Source organism: Streptomyces sp. NPDC001868 (assembly GCF_040297125.1).
GTDB lineage: Bacteria > Actinomycetota > Actinomycetes > Streptomycetales > Streptomycetaceae > Streptomyces.
In genome coordinates this window covers 37,553-56,757 of record NZ_JBEOYO010000032.1, presented here as the reverse complement: position 1 = coordinate 56,757, position 19,205 = coordinate 37,553, and the positions used below count along the sequence as shown (strand labels likewise).

Annotated in this window: 14 protein-coding genes; 1 reads left to right on the top strand and 13 read right to left on the bottom strand. The window is 69.9% G+C overall.

Translation table 11 applies throughout. The features are described from left to right. The first annotated feature begins 23 nt into the window (after window positions 1-23). The gene (locus ABT147_RS30525) at window positions 24-2,912 is read left to right on the top strand and encodes a fumarate reductase/succinate dehydrogenase flavoprotein subunit (RefSeq protein WP_351412045.1); all 2,889 of its coding nucleotides are present in this window, start codon (window positions 24-26) and stop codon (window positions 2,910-2,912) included. Here ABT147_RS30525 and ABT147_RS30520 read toward each other — a convergent pair. From ABT147_RS30520 to nuoE, 13 genes are all read right to left on the bottom strand, one after another. Then, on the bottom strand, window positions 2,909-3,346 hold the full coding sequence (locus tag ABT147_RS30520; RefSeq protein WP_351412043.1) for a hypothetical protein: 438 nt from the start codon (window positions 3,344-3,346) through the stop codon (window positions 2,909-2,911). The genes ABT147_RS30525 and ABT147_RS30520 overlap by 4 nt on opposite strands. Before the next feature lie 122 nt (window positions 3,347-3,468). Then, window positions 3,469-3,855 carry a barstar family protein gene (locus tag ABT147_RS30515; RefSeq protein ID WP_351412041.1) on the bottom strand — a complete coding sequence of 129 codons (387 nt, stop codon included), beginning with the start codon at window positions 3,853-3,855 and terminating at the stop codon, window positions 3,469-3,471. A gap of 86 nt (window positions 3,856-3,941) precedes the next feature. Further along, window positions 3,942-6,044: a DNA helicase RecQ gene (gene recQ / locus ABT147_RS30510; RefSeq protein ID WP_351412038.1), complete on the bottom strand. Its 2,103-nt coding sequence runs from the start codon at window positions 6,042-6,044 to the stop codon at window positions 3,942-3,944. A gap of 244 nt (window positions 6,045-6,288) precedes the next feature. Beyond that, a complete protein-coding gene (gene nuoN / locus ABT147_RS30505; protein ID WP_351412036.1) occupies window positions 6,289-7,938 on the bottom strand; it encodes an NADH-quinone oxidoreductase subunit NuoN in 1,650 nt (549 codons plus the stop codon). Then, window positions 7,935-9,506, bottom strand: a complete 1,572-nt coding sequence (locus ABT147_RS30500) for an NADH-quinone oxidoreductase subunit M (RefSeq protein ID WP_351412034.1) — start codon at window positions 9,504-9,506, stop codon at window positions 7,935-7,937. Before ABT147_RS30500 ends, nuoN begins: the two co-directional genes overlap by 4 nt. Before the next feature lie 5 nt (window positions 9,507-9,511). Then, window positions 9,512-11,395 (bottom strand): NADH-quinone oxidoreductase subunit L, encoded by a 1,884-nt coding sequence (gene nuoL / locus ABT147_RS30495; RefSeq protein ID WP_351412032.1) that lies wholly within the window; start codon window positions 11,393-11,395, stop codon window positions 9,512-9,514. A gap of 15 nt (window positions 11,396-11,410) precedes the next feature. Continuing rightward, complete coding sequence (gene nuoK, locus ABT147_RS30490; RefSeq protein ID WP_009310327.1) at window positions 11,411-11,710, bottom strand: NADH-quinone oxidoreductase subunit NuoK; 300 nt, start codon at window positions 11,708-11,710, stop codon at window positions 11,411-11,413. After that, window positions 11,707-12,543 (bottom strand): NADH-quinone oxidoreductase subunit J, encoded by an 837-nt coding sequence (locus ABT147_RS30485; RefSeq protein WP_351412029.1) that lies wholly within the window; start codon window positions 12,541-12,543, stop codon window positions 11,707-11,709. The genes nuoK and ABT147_RS30485 overlap by 4 nt, the downstream gene beginning before the upstream one ends. Beyond that, entirely contained in the window at window positions 12,540-13,142 is a 603-nt protein-coding gene (gene nuoI, locus ABT147_RS30480; RefSeq protein ID WP_351412027.1) for an NADH-quinone oxidoreductase subunit NuoI, read from the bottom strand. Before nuoI ends, ABT147_RS30485 begins: the two co-directional genes overlap by 4 nt. Beyond that, a complete protein-coding gene (nuoH, locus tag ABT147_RS30475) occupies window positions 13,135-14,499 on the bottom strand; it encodes an NADH-quinone oxidoreductase subunit NuoH (RefSeq protein WP_351412025.1) in 1,365 nt (454 codons plus the stop codon). Before nuoH ends, nuoI begins: the two co-directional genes overlap by 8 nt. Further along, a complete protein-coding gene (locus ABT147_RS30470) occupies window positions 14,496-17,000 on the bottom strand; it encodes an NADH-quinone oxidoreductase subunit G (RefSeq protein ID WP_351412023.1) in 2,505 nt (834 codons plus the stop codon). The genes nuoH and ABT147_RS30470 overlap by 4 nt, the downstream gene beginning before the upstream one ends. After that, on the bottom strand, window positions 16,997-18,355 hold the full coding sequence (gene nuoF, locus ABT147_RS30465) for an NADH-quinone oxidoreductase subunit NuoF (protein WP_152171104.1): 1,359 nt from the start codon (window positions 18,353-18,355) through the stop codon (window positions 16,997-16,999). The genes ABT147_RS30470 and nuoF overlap by 4 nt, the downstream gene beginning before the upstream one ends. Then, window positions 18,352-19,182, bottom strand: coding sequence for an NADH-quinone oxidoreductase subunit NuoE (gene nuoE / locus ABT147_RS30460; protein ID WP_351412132.1), 831 nt, complete (start codon window positions 19,180-19,182; stop codon window positions 18,352-18,354). The genes nuoF and nuoE overlap by 4 nt, the downstream gene beginning before the upstream one ends. Between the last annotated feature and the right edge of the window lie 23 nt (window positions 19,183-19,205).

The window sequence follows — 19,205 nt, the reverse complement described above, 5'->3', positions numbered from 1 at the left end:
CTCGGTTCCTGAAAGGCCCTCTGGTGGAGATCCCCGCCCTCACCGCCGCCGAAGAACTCACCTGCGACGTCCTCGTCATCGGCGGCGGCACCGCCGGCACCATGGCGGCCCTGACCGCCGCCGAGCACGGCGCGAACGTCCTCCTCCTGGAGAAGGCGCACGTCCGCCACTCGGGCGCCCTCGCCATGGGCATGGACGGCGTCAACAACGCCGTCATCCCCGGCCGCGCCGAGCCCGACGACTACGTCGCCGAGATCACCCGCGCCAACGACGGCATCGTCGACCAGTCCACGGTCCGCCAGACCGCGACCCGCGGCTTCGACATGGTGCGGCGGCTGGAGTCGTACGGGGTGAAGTTCGAGAAGGACGAGCACAACGAGTACGCCGTCCGCCAGGTCCACCGCTCCGGCTCGTACGTGCTGCCCATGCCGGAGGGCAAGGACGTCAAGAAGGTCCTCTACCGGCAGCTGCGGCGCCGCGAGATGCGGGAGAAGATCCGCATCGAGAACCGGGTGATGCCGGTGCGCGTGCTGACGGCGGGCGAGGGCGCGGACCGGCGGGCCGTCGGCGCGGCGGGCTTCAACACCCGCACCGGGCAGTTCGTCACGGTCCGCGCGGGCGCCGTCATCCTCGCGACCGGCGCCTGCGGCCGCCTCGGTCTGCCGGCCTCCGGCTACCTCTACGGCACCTACGAGAACCCCACCAACGCGGGCGACGGCTACGCCATGGCCTACCACGCGGGCGCCGAACTCACCGGCATCGAATGCTTCCAGATCAACCCGCTGATCAAGGACTACAACGGCCCGGCCTGCGCCTACGTCGCCAACCCCTTCGGCGGCTACCAGGTCAACCGGCACGGCGAACGCTTCGTCGACTCCGACTACTGGTCCGGCCAGATGATGGCCGAGTTCGCCGCCGAGATCGCCTCCGACCGCGCCCCGGTCTATCTGAAGCTGAGCCACCTCCCCGAGGAGTCCGTCTCCGCCCTGGAGTCGATCCTCCACACGACGGAACGCCCGACCCGGGGCACCTTCCACGCCGGCCGCGGCCACGACTACCGCACCCACGACATCGAGATGCACATCTCCGAGATAGGCCTGTGCGGCGGCCACTCGGCCTCGGGCGTACGCGTCGACGACCAGGCCCGTACGACCGTCCCGCGCCTGTACGCCGCCGGCGACCTGGCCTGCGTCCCGCACAACTACATGATCGGCGCCTTCGTCTTCGGCGACCTCGCGGGCGCGGACGCGTCCCAATACTCCCCCTACGAGGGCGAGTTGCCGCTCGACCAGCTCCAGGACGCGCACGAGCTGATCTACCGCCCGCTCCGCAACCCGGACGGGCCCCCGCAGCCCCAGGTCGAGTACAAACTCCGCCGCTTCGTCAACGACTACGTCGCGCCCCCGAAGTCCGGCTCCCGCCTCTCCCTCGCCCTCAACGCCTTCGAGCGCATGCGCGACGACATCGCCGAGATGGGCGCCCGCACCCCCCACGAACTCATGCGCTGCGCCGAGGTCACCTTCATCCGCGACTGCGCCGAGATGGCCGCACGGTCGTCGCTGGCCCGCACCGAGTCCCGCTGGGGCCTCTACCACGACCGCCTCGACCACCCCCACCGCGACGACACCTCCTGGTTCCACCACCTCGACCTGTACAAGTCCCCCTCCGGCGCCATGGAGTTCACCGCCCGCCCCGTCGCCCCCTACCTGGTCCCCCTCGACGAGTTCACCCCCGTCGGCGGCCCCTCCCGCCACCTCGGCGAGGTCCACGCGGAGAACGTGGCGACGGCGGGGTCCCGGGATGTGGCCCCGGTGGCGGCGGGGGTGGCGGGTTCGGTGGCGGGTTCGGTGGCGGAGTCGGTTACGGAGTCGGTGGCCGGTTCGCCGGCGGAGTGGGGGGCGGGCTCGGTGGCTGGCTCGGTGACGGAAGCGGAGTCATCGGACTCATCGAACTCGGGGAGGGGGCCCCTCCCCCTCCCTCCCCACCCCACCCCCCAGAACCCCTCCACCCGCCTCCTCGAACTCGTCGCACTCGCCGACGAGCAGCCCGAACTCACCACCCTGCGCCCCTACTTGAGCGACCCCACGCCCGCCGTCCGCCGCGAGGCGGTCGCCGTCCTGACGGAGACGCTCCCGCCGGGCACCGGCCCCGCCCTCGCCGAAGCGCTCCGCGACAGTGCCGCCGAGGTGCGTGCCACCGCCGCGGCCTCACTCCGCGAACTCGTCGAGACCCTCCCGCCCGAGCCCGCCCTGCGCGACGGTCTCGCCGCCGCCCTGACCGAGCCCGACCCGGTCGTCCGCGCCGCCGCCCTGGACGTACTGCGCGCCCTGAGCCTCGGCGACACCACCCTGTTCGCCGGCCCCCTGACGGACGCCGACATCAGCGTCCGCATCGAGGCCGTACGCGCCCTCGTCTCGGTCGACGCGGCCACCGAACTCGCCCACGCGGCAATCACCGACCCGTCCCGCGAGGTACGCGTCACGATCGCCAAGGCCTTGGCCACGATCTCGACGAATGCCCCCGAGCCCCAACCCCCCGTCCCTGCCGTCCTCACCGCCCTGACCGAACTCACCGACGACCCCGACCCCTTGGTACGCGCCGCCGCCTATAGCGCGCTGGGCACCGTCGGCTGCCCCTCTCCCCTCGCTCCGCAGGCCGTCACCGCCCTCACCGACCCCGCCTGGCAGGTCCGCGCCGGCGCCGCCACCGCCCTCTCCACCGCACCCACCCCCCTCGCCGTCCCGGCCCTGACCACCACCCTCACCGACCCCAACGCCGACGTCCGCAAGGCCACCGTCCTCTCCCTCACCCACCACACCACCGCCGAAGCAGCCCGCACAGCCCTCACCACAGCCACCAAGGACTCCGACGCCGACGTCAGGGCCTACGCGTCCCGGGCGCTGTCCACCTAGCCCCCGGTGCGGAAGCGGCGGTCGATGCCTTCGTGTGTTCCGTCGTGTGCTCCTTCAGATGTTTCGCCATGCGTTCCGTCGTGTGTTTCGCCGAGGTCATGTGGTGTGCGCGGGATGGATATCGTCTCGGCACTCCACAAGAGTTCGATCTCGCCGCGTCCCTCGCCGCCGCCGTCGAAGGGCGCGACGGCGCATGGAGGTTCATCCAGGGTTTCACCGCCCATTGGGGCGGCGGCCTGGCGAGCGGCGACGGCTGGACGGACGCTGATCTGGCCGCGGCCGAGCAGGAGTTGGGGCTCCGGCTGCCGACGGCCTTGCGCGAGGCGTATCCGCTGTTCGGCCGCCGCCGGGATCTGACCAGCAACCACGATGTGCTGCTCAGCCCGGCGGAGCTGTACGTGGATGACGCGAACGAGGCTCTGGTCTCCCGGCACGAGAATCAGGGAGCCGCGTCCTGGGGCGTACGCTCAACGACCCTCGCTGACCACGTCCAGGACTCCATCGGCCAAGCTGCCCCACCCCAAGGCTCACCCCCACGGCGACCCGGCACGGGTGACTACCGAAGCCGCAGGACGCCAGGTGCCCGTTCCTCGAAGATCGTGACCAGCCAGTCGAAGACGGTCGGCCCGTGCTCCGTACGCGCCGCGGTCAGATCCGCGCTGACAGCGGGACGGTTCTGGGGATGGCACCGTGACAGGCGGATCTCCAGCTGGCGAGCCGTCTCCGGATAGCCCAGATACTCGCGAGACGCCTGGTGCTCACGCCATTCGACGACGTAGTCGTCATCGTCGGGCTGCCCGAAGCCGCCGCTGAGGCAGTCGGCGAAGGCGTCGAGGTTCGTGCCGAAGTAGCCTCCGGGACCGTCGACCGCCTCACCGATGAGCCGCCAGAAGTCTTCCAGCGTCCTCACCCGGGTGCCGTCCAGCACGTATGTCACCGTCACGGCACGCAGGATACGTCCAGCCCAATGACTCAACCCTCCCCCGCTTCTGCCCCGTTCGCTCTTTCCGTCCGGTCGCCGTGCTCGGCCTAGGCCCAGTCGTCATGCTCGGGCTCCGGCTCCACATCGGTCCAGTCGAAGTCGTCGCCCGCGGCACCCACGGCACCCACGGCAGTCGCGGCACCCTCGGCACTCGCCGAAGCCGACCCGGACGCGCTCCCGCTCACGGAGGCCGCCCCCGGCGCGGACGGAGTCGCCGACGCCCCACCGGAATCCCCGCCCAGCGAGGCCAGCACCCCCAGCACCCCCTCCCCGTACGTCGCCAGCTTCTTCTCGCCGATTCCGCTGATGGTGCCGAGTTCGGCCACGGACGTGGGACCCATCGCCGCGATCTCGCGGAGGGTGGCGTCGTGGAAGATGACGTAGGCGGGGACGCCCTGTTCGCGGGCCTGTTCGGCGCGCCAGGCGCGGAGTGCCTCGAAGACGGGGAGCAGGTCGTCGGACAGCTCGGCGGCGGCAGCCTTGGCCTTGCGGTCGCCCCGGCCGGAGCCGGAGGATCCCGATCCGCCACCGGACGCCGACCGCGAGGTCACCGGCTTCTTCGGTTCCTTGCGCAGCGGCACCTCCCGCTCCTGCCGCAGCACCGCCCCGCTCTCCTCGGTGAGCACGAGCGTGCCGTACTCGCCCTCGACCGCGAGGATCCCCTGCGCGAGCAACTGCCGTACGACGCCCCGCCATTCGCCCTCGGCCAGTTCCTCGCCGATGCCGAATACGGAGAGCTGGTCGTGGTCGAACTGGATGACCTTCGCGGTCCGCCGCCCCAGCAGGATGTCGACGATCTGCACGGCGCCGAACTTCTGGCCCCGCTCCCGCTGCAGCCGCACCACCGTGGAGAGCACCTTCTGCGCGGCGACCGTGCCGTCCCAGGTCTCCGGCGGTACGAGGCAGGTGTCGCAGTTGCCGCAGCCGGCGGCCTGGGGTTCCTGGCCGAAGTACTGGAGCAGTTGGCCCCGGCGGCACTGGGAGGTCTCGCAGAGCGCCAGCATCGCGTCCAGGTGGCTGGCGGCCCGGCGGCGGAACGCCTCGTCGCCCTCGCTGCCCTGGATCATCTTCCGCTGTTGTATGACGTCGTTCAGGCCGTACGCCATCCAGGCCGTGGAGGGCAGTCCGTCACGCCCGGCGCGGCCGGTCTCCTGGTAGTAGCCCTCCACCGACTTCGGCAGATCCAGGTGGGCGACGAACCGTACGTCGGGCTTGTCGATGCCCATGCCGAAGGCGATCGTGGCGACGACCACGAGCCCTTCCTCCCGCAGGAACCGCGACTGGTGTGCCGCGCGGGTGCCCGCGTCGAGGCCGGCGTGGTACGGCACCGCCTCGACGCCGTTCTTGCTCAGGAACTCCGCCGTCCGCTCGACGGAGTTCCGGGAGAGGCAGTAGACGATGCCCGCGTCGCCCGCGTGCTCCTGGCGCAGGAAGGACAGGAGCTGCTTCTTCGGGTCGGCCTTGGGCACGATCCGGTACTGGATGTTGGGCCGGTCGAAGCTGGCCTCGAAGTGGCGGGCCCGGGGCATGGCCAGCCGCTCGGTGATCTCCTTGTGCGTCGTGCGGGTGGCGGTGGCGGTGAGCGCGATGCGCGGTACGTCCGGCCAGCGCTCGCCCAGCAGGGAGAGCGACAGATAGTCGGGCCGGAAGTCGTGTCCCCACTGGGAGACACAGTGCGCCTCGTCGATCGCGAACACCGCGATCTTGCCGCGCCCGAGCAGATCCAGCGTGGCGTCCAGCCGCAGCCGCTCCGGCGCCAGATACAGCAGGTCCAGCTCCCCCGCGAGGAACTCCGCCTCGACGACGCGCCGCTCGCCGAAGTCCTGCGTGGAGTTGATGAACCCGGCGCGCACGCCCAGCGCCCGCAGCGCGTCCACCTGGTCCTGCATCAGCGCGATCAGCGGGGAGACCACAATGCCCGTACCGGGTCTGACCAGGGACGGAATCTGGTAACAGAGCGATTTGCCGCCGCCGGTCGGCATCAGTACGACGGCGTCGCCGCCGGCGACCACGTGGTCGATGACCGCTGCCTGCTCGCCCCGGAAGGCGTCGTACCCGAAGACCCGGTGGAGGACGGCCAGCGCCTCGCTGTCCGCGCCGGTCGTCCTGCCCTCGTCCGTCATCACACTCGTCCCGCCCGTTCCGATCATCGCCCGTCCCCGCGCCCTTGCGTCCCGTGCCGTACGTCCTGTGCCGTCCGTGCTTCCTCCAGCCCTTGCCACCATAGGCGCCCGCACCGACAGCCTCAGAGTTATCCACAGGCTCCACCCGTGCGGGCCGTGCCGAGGCCGTACCGCAGCTCGCTCGTACGTACGACGGGGCCCGGCCCCCAGGGAGGAGGCCGGGCCCCGTCGTATGTACCGTCACCCGGCGCGCGGCGGGCGGAGCGGAGCGTCAGCGCACGAACACCCCCGCCTGCCCCGCCAGGTCCAGGAAGTACTGCGGCGCGACACCGAGCACCAGGGTGACGGCGACACCGAGGCCGATCGCGGTCATGGTCAGCGGCGACGGCACGGCGACCGTCGGGCCCTCGGGACGGGGCTCGCTGAAGAACATGAGCACGATGACGCGGATGTAGAAGAACGCGGCGATGGCCGAGGAGATCACACCGACCACGACGATCGCGCCCGCGCCGCCCTCCGCCGCCGCCTTGAACACGGCGAACTTGCCCGCGAACCCGGAGGTCAGCGGAATGCCCGCGAAGGCCAGCAGGAAGACCGCGAACACGGCCGCCACCAGCGGTGATCTACGGCCGAGCCCGGCCCACTTGGACAGATGGGTCGCCTCGCCGCCCGCGTCCCGCACGAGCGTGACCACGGCGAACGCGCCGATCGTCACGAACGAGTAGGCGCCCAGATAGAACAGCACGGACGAGACGCCGTCGGGCGAGGCCGCGATGACACCGGCGAGGATGAAGCCGGCGTGGGCGATCGACGAGTAGGCGAGCAGGCGCTTGATGTCGGTCTGGGTGATGGCGACGATGGCGCCGCCCAGCATGGTGACGATGGCGACGGCCCACATCACCGGCCGCCAGTCCCAGCGCAGGCCGGGCAGGACGACGTACAGGAGCCTGAGCAGCGCGCCGAAGGCTGCCACCTTGGTCGCTGCGGCCATGAAGCCGGTGACCGGGGTGGGTGCGCCCTGGTAGACGTCGGGCGTCCACATGTGGAACGGCACCGCGCCGACCTTGAACAGCAGGCCCATGACGACCATAGCGGCGCCGATGAGGAGCAGCGCGTCGTTGCCCATGGTGTCGGCGAGGGCGGGGTTGATGTCGCCGATGGTGCCGTCGACGACCTGGGCGATCGTCGCGTACTTCACGGAGCCCGCGTAGCCGTACAGCAGGGCGATGCCGAAGAGGGTGAAGGCGGAGGCGAAGGCGCCGAGGAGGAAGTACTTGACGGCGGCCTCCTGCGACATGAGCCGCTTGCGGCGGGCCACGGCGCACAGCAGGTAGAGCGGGAGGGAGAAGACCTCCAGGGCGATGAACAGGGTCAACAGATCGTTGGCCGCCGGGAAGATCAGCATGCCGCCGATCGCGAAGAGCAGCAGCGGGAACACCTCGGTGGTGGCGAACCCGGCCTTCACGGCGGCCTTCTCGCTGTCGCTGCCGGGCACGGACGCGGCCTGTGCGGCGAAGGAGTCGACCTTGTTGCCGTGTGTCTCGGGGTCGAGGCGGCGTTCGGCGAAGGTGAAGACGCCGAGGATGCCGGCCAGGAGGATCGTGCCCTGGAGGAAGAGGGCCGGTCCGTCCACGGCGATGGCGCCCATGGCGGCGATGCCGGCCTTCGTGGTGCCGTATCCGCCCGCCGCGAGGGCTACGACCGCGGCGAAGGAGGCGGCGAGGGCGACGACGGAGACGAACACCTGTACGTAGTAGCGGGACTTGCGGGGCACGAAGGCCTCGACCAGCACCCCGATGATCGCCGCCCCGATGACGATCAGCGTGGGCGACAATTGCCCGTATTCGATCTTCGGCGCGTCGATCTTGGTGATCGGGTCGGCCGCGGTTGTCCACAGGCTGTGGACGGCTGATGCGCTCACTTGGCCGCCTCCACCTCGGGCTGGGGGTCCTTCTTCTGGACGTCGGACATGGTGTGCTCGACCGCCGGGTTGACGATGTCGGTGAGCGGCTTCGGGTAGACGCCCAGGAAGATCAGCAGAACGATCAGCGGGGCGACCACCACCAGTTCTCGCGCCCTCAGGTCGGGCATGCCCTCGACCTCGGCCTTCACCGGGCCGGTCATCGTGCGCTGGTAGAGGACGAGGACGTAGAGCGCGGCGAGGACGATGCCGACGGTGGCGATGATCCCGACCACCGGGTAGCGCGCGAACGTGCCGACCAGGACCAGGAACTCACTGACGAACGGGGCGAGTCCGGGCAGTGACAGGGTCGCGAGGCCGCCGATCAGGAACGTGCCTGCCAGCACCGGGGCGACCTTCTGCACTCCGCCGTAGTCGGCGATGAGCCGGGACCCGCGCCGGGAGATCAGGAAGCCCGCCACCAGCATCAGCGCGGCCGTCGAGATCCCGTGGTTGACCATGTAGAGCGTCGCGCCGGACTGGCCCTGGCTGGTCATCGCGAAGATGCCCAGGATGATGAACCCGAAGTGCGAGATCGACGCGTACGCCACCAGCCGCTTGATGTCCCGCTGGCCGACCGCGAGCAGCGCCCCGTAGATGATGCTGATGAGCGCCAGGACGAGGATCGCGGGCGTCGCCCACTTGCTGGCCTCCGGGAAGAGGCCGAGGCAGAAGCGGAGCATCGCGAAGGTGCCGACCTTGTCGACGACGGCCGTGATGAGGACGGCGACCGGGGCGGTGGACTCCTGCATGGCGTTGGGCAGCCAGGTGTGCAGCGGCCACAGCGGGGCCTTCACCGCGAAGGCGAAGAAGAAGCCCAGGAACAGCCATCGTTCGGTGTTGGTCGCCATCTCCAGCGTGCCGTTGGCGCGGGCCTCGGCGATCTCCGGGAGCGAGAAGTTCCCGGCGACCACGTACAGGCCGATCACCGCGGCCAGCATGATCAGACCGCCGGCCAGGTTGTAGAGGAGGAACTTCACGGCGGCGTAAGAGCGTTGCGTGGCCGCCGTCTCCTCGCCGTGCTCGTGGGCACGGTCCCCGAAGCCGCCGATGAGGAAGTACATCGGGATGAGCATGGCTTCGAAGAAGATGTAGAAGAGGAAGACGTCGGTGGCCTCGAAGGAGATGATCACCATCGCCTCGACGGCCAGGATCAGGGCGAAGAAGCCCTGGGTGGGCCGCCACCGCTTGTTTCCGGTCTCCAGCGGGTCGGCGTCGTGCCAGCCCGCGAGGATGATGAACGGGATCAGCAGGGCGGTGAGCGCGATGAGCGCCACCGCGATGCCGTCCACGCCCAGTTCGTACCGCACCCCGAAGTCCGCGATCCAGGCGTGGGACTCGGTGAGTTGGTAGCGGTCGCCGCCCGGGTCGAAGCGGACCAGGACGATCAGGGCGAGCACGAGCGTGGCCAGCGAGACGATCAGCGCCAGCAGTTTCGCGGCGTTGCGCCGCTGGGCCGGTACGGCGGCCGTGGCGATCGCCCCGAGGGCCGGGAGCGCCGCCGTCGCTGTCAGCAGAGGAAAGGACATCGGTATCAGACCGCCCTCATCAGCAGGGTCGCGGCGATGAGGATCGCAGCGCCGCCGAACATCGAGACCGCGTACGAGCGGGCATAGCCGTTCTGGATGCGGCGCAGCCGCCCGGAGAGGCCGCCCATCGAGGCCGCCGTGCCGTTGACGACGCCGTCGACCAGGGTGTGGTCGACGTAGACGAGGGAGCGCGTGAGGTGCTCTCCGCCGCGGACGAGGACGACGTGGTTGAAGTCGTCCTGGAGGAGGTCGCGCCGGGCGGCCCGGGTGAGCAGCGATCCGCGCGGGGCGACGACGGGGACGGGCTTGCGGCCGTACTGGGCCCAGGCGAGGCCGACACCGATGACCATCACGGCGACCGTGGAGATCGTGACCGTCAGGGCGCTGATCGGCGGGTGGCCGTGCGCGTGCTTGGTGACGGGCTCCAGCCAGTGGATGAACCGGTCGCCGATGCTGAAGTAGGCGCCGCCGAAGACCGATCCGACGGCCAGGACGATCATGGGGATCGTCATGACCTTGGGCGACTCGTGCGGGTGCGGTTCGTGGCCGTGCTCGTCGGGCTGCCAGCGCTTCTCGCCGAAGAAGGTCATCAGCATCACGCGCGTCATGTAGAACGCGGTGAGGGCCGCGCCCAGCAGGGCCACGCCGCCGAGGATCCAGCCCTCGGTGCCGCCCTTGGCGAAGGCCGCCTCGATGATCTTGTCCTTGGAGAAGAAGCCGGACAGGCCGGGGAAGCCGATGATGGCGAGGTAGCCGAGGCCGAAGGTGACGAAGGTGATCGGCATGTACGTGCGCAGGCCGCCGTATTTGCGCATGTCGACCTCGTCGTTCATGCCGTGCATGACCGAACCGGCGCCGAGGAAGAGCCCGGCCTTGAAGAAGCCGTGCGTCACCAGGTGCATGATCGCGAAGACGTAGCCGATGGGGCCGAGGCCCGCGGCCAGCACCATGTAGCCGATCTGCGACATCGTCGAGCCGGCGAGGGCCTTCTTGATGTCGTCCTTGGCGCAACCGACGATCGCACCGAAGAGGAGCGTGACCGCGCCCACGACGGTGGTGACGAGCTGGGCGTCCGGCGAGGCGTTGAAGATGTCGGCGGAGCGGACGATCAGATAGACGCCGGCGGTCACCATGGTCGCGGCGTGGATGAGGGCCGAGACCGGGGTCGGGCCCTCCATCGCGTCCCCGAGCCAGGACTGCAGCGGCACCTGGGCGGACTTGCCGCAGGCGGCCAGCAGCAGCATCAGCGCGATGGCGGTGAGTGTGCCCTCGCTCGTCTCGCCGACCGCCCCGAAGGCGAAGGTCCCGAAGGTGGTGAACATCAGCATGATGGCGATGGACAGGCCCACGTCGCCGACGCGGTTGACCAGGAAGGCCTTCTTCGCGGCGGTGGCGGCGCTGGGCTTGTGCTGCCAGAAGCCGATCAGCAGGTACGAGGCGAGGCCGACGCCCTCCCAGCCGACGTACAGCAGCAGGTAGTTGTCGGCGAGGACGAGCAGCAGCATCGCCGCGAGGAACAGGTTCAGATAGCCGAAGAAGCGGCGTCGGCGCTCGTCGTGCTCCATGTACCCGATGGAGTACACATGGATGAGCGAGCCGACTCCGGTGATCAGCAGGACGAACGTCATCGACAGCTGGTCGAGCTGGAAGGCGACGTCCGCCTGGAATCCCTCGACGGGGATCCAGCTGAACAGGTACTGGCCCATCGCGCGGTGTTCGGCGTCCTTGCCGAGCATGTCGGCGAAGAGGACGACGCCGATGACGAAGGAGGCGGCGGCGAGGGCCGTACCGATCAGGTGACCGACGGCGTCGAGGCGCCGGCCGCCGCACAGCAGGACCGCCGCTCCGAGCAGGGGCGCCGCGACGAGCAGCGCAATCAGGTTCTCCACGATTCTTCCGACCCCTTACAGCTTCATCAGGCTGGCGTCGTCGACCGAGGCCGAGTGGCGGGACCGGAACAGCGACACGATGATCGCGAGTCCGACCACGACCTCCGCGGCGGCGACGACCATCGTGAAGAAGGCGATGATCTGGCCGTCGAGATTGCCGTGCATCCGGGAGAAGGCGACCAGGGCGAGGTTGCAGGCGTTGAGCATCAGCTCGACGCACATGAACACCACGATCGCGTTCCGCCTGATCAGGACGCCGGTGGCGCCGATCGTGAACAGCAGGGCGGCGAGATACAGATAGTTGACGGGATTCACTTCGATGCCTCCCCGCGCTTGGGGCCGTTCCCGCTGTTGGTGCGCTCCAGGCGGTCCTCGGCGCGCTGTTCCAGGGCCTTGAGGTCGCTCAGCGCCTCGGCCGACACATCGCGGACCTGGCCCCGGTCCCGCAGGGTCTTGCTGACGGTCAGATCGGACGGGGTGCCGTCGGGCAGCAGGCCCGGGATGTCGACCGCGTTGTGCCGGGCGTAGACACCGGGGGCCGGGAGCGGCGGGAGGTGCTTGCCCTCGCGTACGCGCTCCTCCGCCAGCTCGCGCTGGGTCTTGGCGCGCTCGGTGCGCTCGCGGTGGGTGAGGACCATGGCGCCGACGGCGGCCGTGATGAGGAGGGCGCCGGTGAGTTCGAAGGCGAACACGTAGTCGGTGAAGATCAGGGCCGCGAGGCCCTCCACATTGCCGCCCGCGTTCGCCGTGCCGAGGCCGTTGAACTCCGTCAGTGAGGCGTTGCCGATGCCCGCGATCAGCAGGATGCCGAAGCCGAGGCCGCACAGGAGGGCCAGCCAGCGCTGGCCCTTGATGGTCTCCTTCAGGGAGTCCGCCGCGGTGACACCGACGAGCATCACCACGAACAGGAACAGCATCATGATCGCGCCGGTGTAGACGACGATCTGCACGATGCCCAGGAAGTAGGCGCCGTTGGCGAGGTAGAACACCGCCAGGATGATCATGGTGCCGGCGAGGCAGAGCGCGCTGTGCACGGCCCTCTTCATGAAGACGGTGCACAGGGCCCCGACCACGGCGACCGTGCCGAGCACCCAGAACTGGAAGGCCTCACCGGTGGAGGTGGTGTAGGCGGCGAGCTGCGCGCTCATGCGTCCACCCCCTCGTCCTGCGGCTTCTCACCCTTGGAGACGGCGACCTGGCGCACCGTGCCGGGCGCGGCCTCGGTGACCAGCCCCCGGTAGTAGTCCTGTTCGTCGGTGCCCGGGAAGATCGAGTGGGGCGAGTCGACCATGCCCTCCTCCAGACCGGCGAGCAGTTGCTCCTTGGTGTAGATGAGGTTGGCGCGGCTGGAGTCGGCCAGCTCGAACTCGTTGGTCATCGTGAGCGCGCGCGTGGGGCACGCCTCGATGCACAGGCCGCACAGGATGCAGCGGGCGTAGTTGATCTGGTAGACGGCGCCGTACCGCTCGCCCGGGGAGTAGCGCTCCTCGTCCGTGTTGTCGGCGCCCTCCACGTAGATGGCGTCGGCGGGGCAGGCCCAGGCGCACAGCTCGCATCCGACGCACTTCTCCAGGCCGTCCGGATGGCGGTTGAGCTGGTGCCGGCCGTGGAACCGCGGGGCCGTGGTCTTCTGCTGCTCCGGATACTGCTCGGTCAGCCGCTTCTTGAACATGGCCTTGAAGGTCACGCCGAAGCCGGCGACGGGGTTCTGGAAACCCTGCTTGTTCTCTTTCGGCTCCTCAGCCATCGGACGCCTCCCTCCCATTCGAAGATCCGTCACTGTCAGTATCGGACCCACCACTGACAATCAGCTCCCGCTCCCGGCGCGGACGCCTGCGCGGCACCGGTGGGAGGGTCTGTCCGGGCAGGGGCGGTACGGGGAATCCACCGGCCATCGGGTCGAATCCGGCGGGTTCGGCGGGCTGTTCCTGTGCCTCGCGCCGGTCGCGGAACATGTCCGCGACGACCGAGAGCAGGAACAGCACGATGACGGCGCCGGCGACGTACAGGGCGATCTCGGCGAAGTCGTAGTTCTCGTTGCGGAGGGTCCGTACGGTCGCGACGAGCATCAGCCAGACCACGGAGACCGGAAGGAGGACCTTCCAGCCGAGCTTCATCAGCTGGTCGTAGCGGACGCGCGGGAGGGTGCCGCGCAGCCAGATGAAGAAGAACAGCAGCAGCTGCACCTTCACCACGAACCAGAGCATCGGCCACCAGCCGTGGTTGGCGCCCTCCCAGAAGGTGCTGATGGGCCAGGGGGCCCGCCAGCCGCCGAGGAAGAGCGTCACCGACACGGCCGAGACGGTCACCATGTTGACGTACTCGGCGAGCATGAACATCGCGAACTTGATCGACGAGTACTCGGTGTTGAAGCCGCCGACCAGGTCGCCCTCGGACTCCGGCATGTCGAACGGGGCGCGGTTGGTCTCGCCGACCATGGTCACGATATAGATCACGAACGAGACCGGCAGCAGCACGATGTACCAGCGGTCCTGCTGCGCCTCCACGATCGCCGACGTCGACATCGACCCGGAGTAGAGGAAGACCGAGGCGAACGCGGCGCCCATGGCGATCTCGTACGAGATCATCTGCGCGGCGGAGCGGAGGCCGCCGAGCAGCGGGTAGGTGGATCCGGAGCTCCAGCCCGCGAGGACGATGCCGTAGATGCCGACCGAGGCGACCGCGAGGATGTAGAGCATCGCGATGGGCAGGTCGGTGAGCTGCATCGTGGTGCGCTGGCCGAAGATCGAGACCTCGTTGCCGGCGGGGCCGAAGGGAATCACCGCGATCGCCATGAACGCCGGGATGGCGGCGACGATCGGCGCGAGGACGTAGACGACCTTGTCCGCGCGTTTGACGATGACGTCTTCCTTGAGCATCAGCTTGATGCCGTCGGCGAGCGACTGGAGCATGCCCCAGGGGCCGTGCCGGTTGGGGCCGATGCGCAGCTGCATCCAGGCGACGACCTTGCGTTCCCACACGATGGAGAACAGCACGGTGATCATCAGGAAGGCGAAGCAGAACACCGCCTTGACGACGACCAGCCACCAGGGGTCCCGGCCGAACATCGAGAGGTCCTCAGCGGCGAGGTAGTACGCGCTCATGCCTCCACCTCCTCGGGGGCCTCGGCGGCGAGCGTCGCGGGGCCGATACGGACGAGTGCGCCGGGCTGTGCCCCGGTGTCGGAGGCGACGCCCGAGCCGGTGGAGTTCAGCGGCAGCCAGACCACGCGGTCGGGCATCTCGGTGATCAGCAGCGGCAGTTCGACGACTCCGGCGGGGCCGGTGACCGCGAGGGTGTCGCCGTTCTTGACGCCGGCCTCGGCGGCCGTGGCGGCGGACACGCGCGCGTGGGCGGCGTGCCGGGTCCCGGCGAGCGCGTCGTCGCCGTCCTGGAGGCGCCCCTGGTCGAGCAGCAGTCGGTGCCCGGCCAGGACGGCTTCCCCGGCGGCGGGCCTCGGCAGGGAGGCCGCGACCTCCACCGGCTCGGTGGCCCGCGCCCCGTCCCACGCGCCGAGGCGGTCCAGCTCCGCGCGCGTGGTGCGCAGATCGGGCAGCCCCAGGTGGACGTCCATGGCGTCGGCCAGCATCTGCAGGACCCGGCCGTCGGTGGGTGCCACCCGGCGGGTCATCTGGTCGGGCTTCAGCGCGGCCTCGAACATCCGCACGCGGCCTTCCCAGTTGACGAAGGTGCCCGCCTTCTCGGCGACGGCGGCGACCGGAAGGACGACGTCGGCCCGGTCGGTGACCTCGCTGGGCCGCAGTTCCAGCGAGACCAGGAAGCCGACCGCGGACAGTGCCTCACGCGCGCGTGCCGGATCGGGCAGATCGGCGAGTTCCACACCCGCCACCACCAGGGCCCCGAGCTCTCCGGTGGCGGCGGCCTCGACGATCTGCCCGGTGTCCCGGCCGTACCGCGCGGGGAGTTCGGCGACGCCCCAGGCGGCGGCGACCTCCTCCCGCGCGCGCGGGTCGGTCGCCGGACGGCCGCCCGGCAGCACCGACGGCAGGGCGCCCGCCTCGACGGCGGCGCGCTCACCGGCCCGGCGCGGGATCCACACCAGCTTCGCGCCGGTCAGGGACGCGGCCCGGACGGCGGCGGTGAGTCCGCCCGCCACGGCGGCGAACCGCTCCCCGACGACGATCACCGCGCCGTCGGCGCGCAGCGCCTCGGCGGCCCTGGTGCCGTCGTCGTCGAGACCGAAGCCGCTCGCGAGGGCGTCCAGCCACTCGGTCTCGGTGCCGGGCGCGGCGGGCAGCAGCGTGCCGCCCGCCTTCGTGAGGCCCCGGGTGGCGTGGGTGGCCAGCGAGAACACCCGCTGCTTGTGCCCCCGCCAGGCCTTGCGGAGCCTGAGGAAGACGCCGGGCGCCTCCTCCTCCGCCTCGAACCCGACCAGCAGGACCGCGGGCGCCTTCTCCAGGGCGGCGTACGTGACGCCCGTACCGTCGAGGTCGCGGCCGCGTCCGGCGACCCGGGCGGCCAGGAAGTCGGCCTCCTCGCCGCTGTGCACGCGCGCGCGGAAGTCGATGTCGTTGGTGTCGAGGGCCACGCGCGCGAACTTGCTGTACGCGTAGGCGTCCTCGACGGTGAGCCGGCCGCCGGTCAGGACACCGGCCCTGCCGCGCGCGGCGAGCAGGCCTCGGGCGGCCGCTTCCAGGGCCTCCGGCCAGGACGCGGTCTCCAGGACGCCGTCGGCGTTGCGGACGAGCGGGGTGGTCAGCCGGTCCGGGCGCTGCGCGTACCGGAACGCGAATCGCCCCTTGTCGCAGATCCACTCCTCGTTGACCTCGGGGTCGTTGGCCGCGAGGCGCCGCATGACCTTGCCGCGCCGGTGGTCGGTGCGGGTCGCGCAGCCGCCGGAGCAGTGCTCGCAGACGGACGGCGAGGAGACGAGGTCGAAGGGGCGGGAGCGGAATCGGTACGCCGCCGAGGTCAGCGCGCCGACGGGGCAGATCTGGATGGTGTTGCCGGAGAAGTACGACTCGAAGGGGTCGCCCTCGCCGGTGCCGACCTGCTGGAGGGCGCCCCGCTCGACCAGTTCGATCATCGGGTCGCCCGCGACCTGGTTGGAGAAGCGGGTGCAGCGGGCGCACAGCACGCACCGCTCGCGGTCGAGCAGCACCTGGGTGGAGATCGGGACCGGCTTCTCGTAGGTGCGCTTGCGGCCCTCGAAGCGGGACTCGGAGTGGCCGTGCGACATGGCCTGGTTCTGCAGGGGGCACTCGCCGCCCTTGTCGCAGACCGGGCAGTCCAGCGGGTGGTTGATGAGCAGGAGCTCCATCACACCCTTCTGGGCCTTCTCCGCGACCGGCGAGGTCAGATGAGTCTTGACGACCATCCCGTCCGTACAGGTGATCGTGCAGGACGCCATGGGCTTGCGCTGGCCCTCGACCTCGACGATGCACTGGCGGCAGGCGCCGACGGGGTCGAGGAGGGGGTGGTCGCAGAAGCGGGGGATCTCGATGCCGAGCTGTTCGGCGGCCCGGATGACCAGGGTGCCCTTGGGCACGCTGATGTCGACGCCGTCGATCTTCAGCGAGACGAGATCCTCCGGCGGGACCGCCGCCTCCCCGCCTCCGGAGGGAGCGCTGGTGGTCACGGTCATGCGTTCACCTCCGCGTGCTTGTCCTTGTCGGCCCAGGCGGTCGACCTGGCCGGGTCGAAGGGGCAGCCCCGGCCCGTGATGTGGTCCTCGTACTCCGCGCGGAAGTACTTGAGGGAGGAGAAGATCGGCGAGGCGGCGCCGTCGCCGAGGGCGCAGAACGACTTGCCGTTGATGTTGTCGGCGATGTCGTTCAGCTTGTCGAGGTCGCTCATGACGCCCTTGCCGGCCTCGATGTCACGCAACAACTGCACGAGCCAGTAGGTGCCTTCGCGGCAGGGGGTGCACTTGCCGCAGGACTCATGGGCGTAGAACTCGGTCCAGCGGGTGACGGCCCGTACGACGCAGGTCGTCTCGTCGAAGCACTGGAGTGCTTTCGTGCCGAGCATGGAACCCGCGGCGCCCACTCCTTCGTAGTCGAGAGGGACGTCGAGGTGCTCGTCGGTGAACATCGGGGTCGAGGAGCCGCCCGGCGTCCAGAACTTGAGGCGATGCCCGGGTCGCATGCCGCCGCTCATCTCCAGGAGCTGACGGAGCGTGATGCCGAGCGGCGCCTCGTACTGGCCGGGGCTCGCGACATGGCCGCTGAGCGAGTAGAGCGTGAAGCCGGGGGACTTCTCGCTGCCCATCGACCTGAACCATTCCTTGCCCTTTTGCATGATGGCGGGAACTGACGCGATGGATTCGACGTTATTCACGACAGTCGGGCACGCGTAGAGGCCCTCGACAGCAGGGAAGGGGGGACGCAGCCGCGGTTGACCACGGCGGCCTTCGAGCGAGTCGAGCAGTGCGGTCTCCTCACCGCAGATGTACGCGCCGGCGCCGGCGTGCACGGTGAGCTGGAGGTCGAGTCCGCTGCCGAGGATGTTCTCGCCGAGGAAGCCGGCCTCGTAGGCCTCACGTACGGCCTCGTGCAACCGCCGCAGGACCGGGACGACTTCACCACGCAGATAGATGAAGGCATGCGAAGACCTGATGGCATAACAGGCGATGACAATGCCCTCGATGAGGCTATGCGGGTTCGCGAAGAGGAGCGGAATGTCCTTGCACGTTCCGGGCTCCGACTCGTCGGCATTGACAACTAGATAATGTGGTTTTCCATCACCCTGAGGAATGAACTGCCATTTCATTCCGGTCGGGAATCCCGCGCCGCCCCGGCCGCGCAGCCCGGACTCCTTGACGTACGCGATGACGTCGTCCGGTGACATGGCCAGCGCCTTGCGCAGCCCCTCGTACCCCTCGTGCCTTCGGTAGACGTCGAGCGACCATGGCCTGTCCTCGTCCCAGAAGGCCGACAGCACGGGTGCGAGCAGTTTCTCCGGGCTGGTGCCCTTGATCTCGGGTGCCAACGTCATCACTCCCCCTCCTCGGCGGTAGGCCCTGCCGGGTGGGCCGGGTCCGAGGCCGACGTGTCCTGCGGCGCGTCGTGCGAGCTGAGATGTTCGGCGGGTGACGGCTTGTGCACCTTGTCCTGCGGCTCGTCGTGCGGGCCGCCGTCCCGCGGATGGACCACGCGCGCGGGTCCGGTCTCTCCCCTTGCCAGGCGAAGACCGACCAGTGAGGCGGGTCCCGCACCGCCGCTTGCCTCGACGGCCCCTGGCCGCTCGTCGGGGAAGCCGGCGAGAATCCGCGCGGTCTCCTTGAAGGTGCACAGCGGCGCCCCGCGCGTGGGCTCGACCTCGGCCCCCGCGCGCAGGTCGTCGACGAGACGCTTGGCGCTGTCGACGGTCTGGTTGTCGAAGAACTCCCAGTTGACCATCACGACCGGCGCGAAGTCGCAGGCCGCGTTGCACTCGATGTGCTCCAGGGTGACCTTGCCGTCGCCGGTGGTCTCGCCGTTGCCCACACCGAGGTGGTCCTGCAGCGCCTCGAAGATCGCGTCGCCGCCCATCACCGCGCACAGGGTGTTGGTGCAGACGCCCACCTGGTAGTCCCCGGACGGCTTGCGCCGGTACATGGAGTAGAAGGTGGCGACCGCGGTGACCTCGGCCGTGGTCAGGCCGAGCACCTCGGCGCAGAACCGCATGCCGGTGCGGGTGACATGGCCCTCCTCCGACTGCACGAGATGCAGCAACGGCAGCAGGGCGGACCGGGAGTCCGGGTAGCGGGCGATGACGTCGGCCGCGTCCCGCTCCAGCCGGGCTCGAACGTCGTCCGGGTAGTCGGGCGCGGGCAGTTGGGGCATGCCCAGGCTGACGCCCTCGGGGG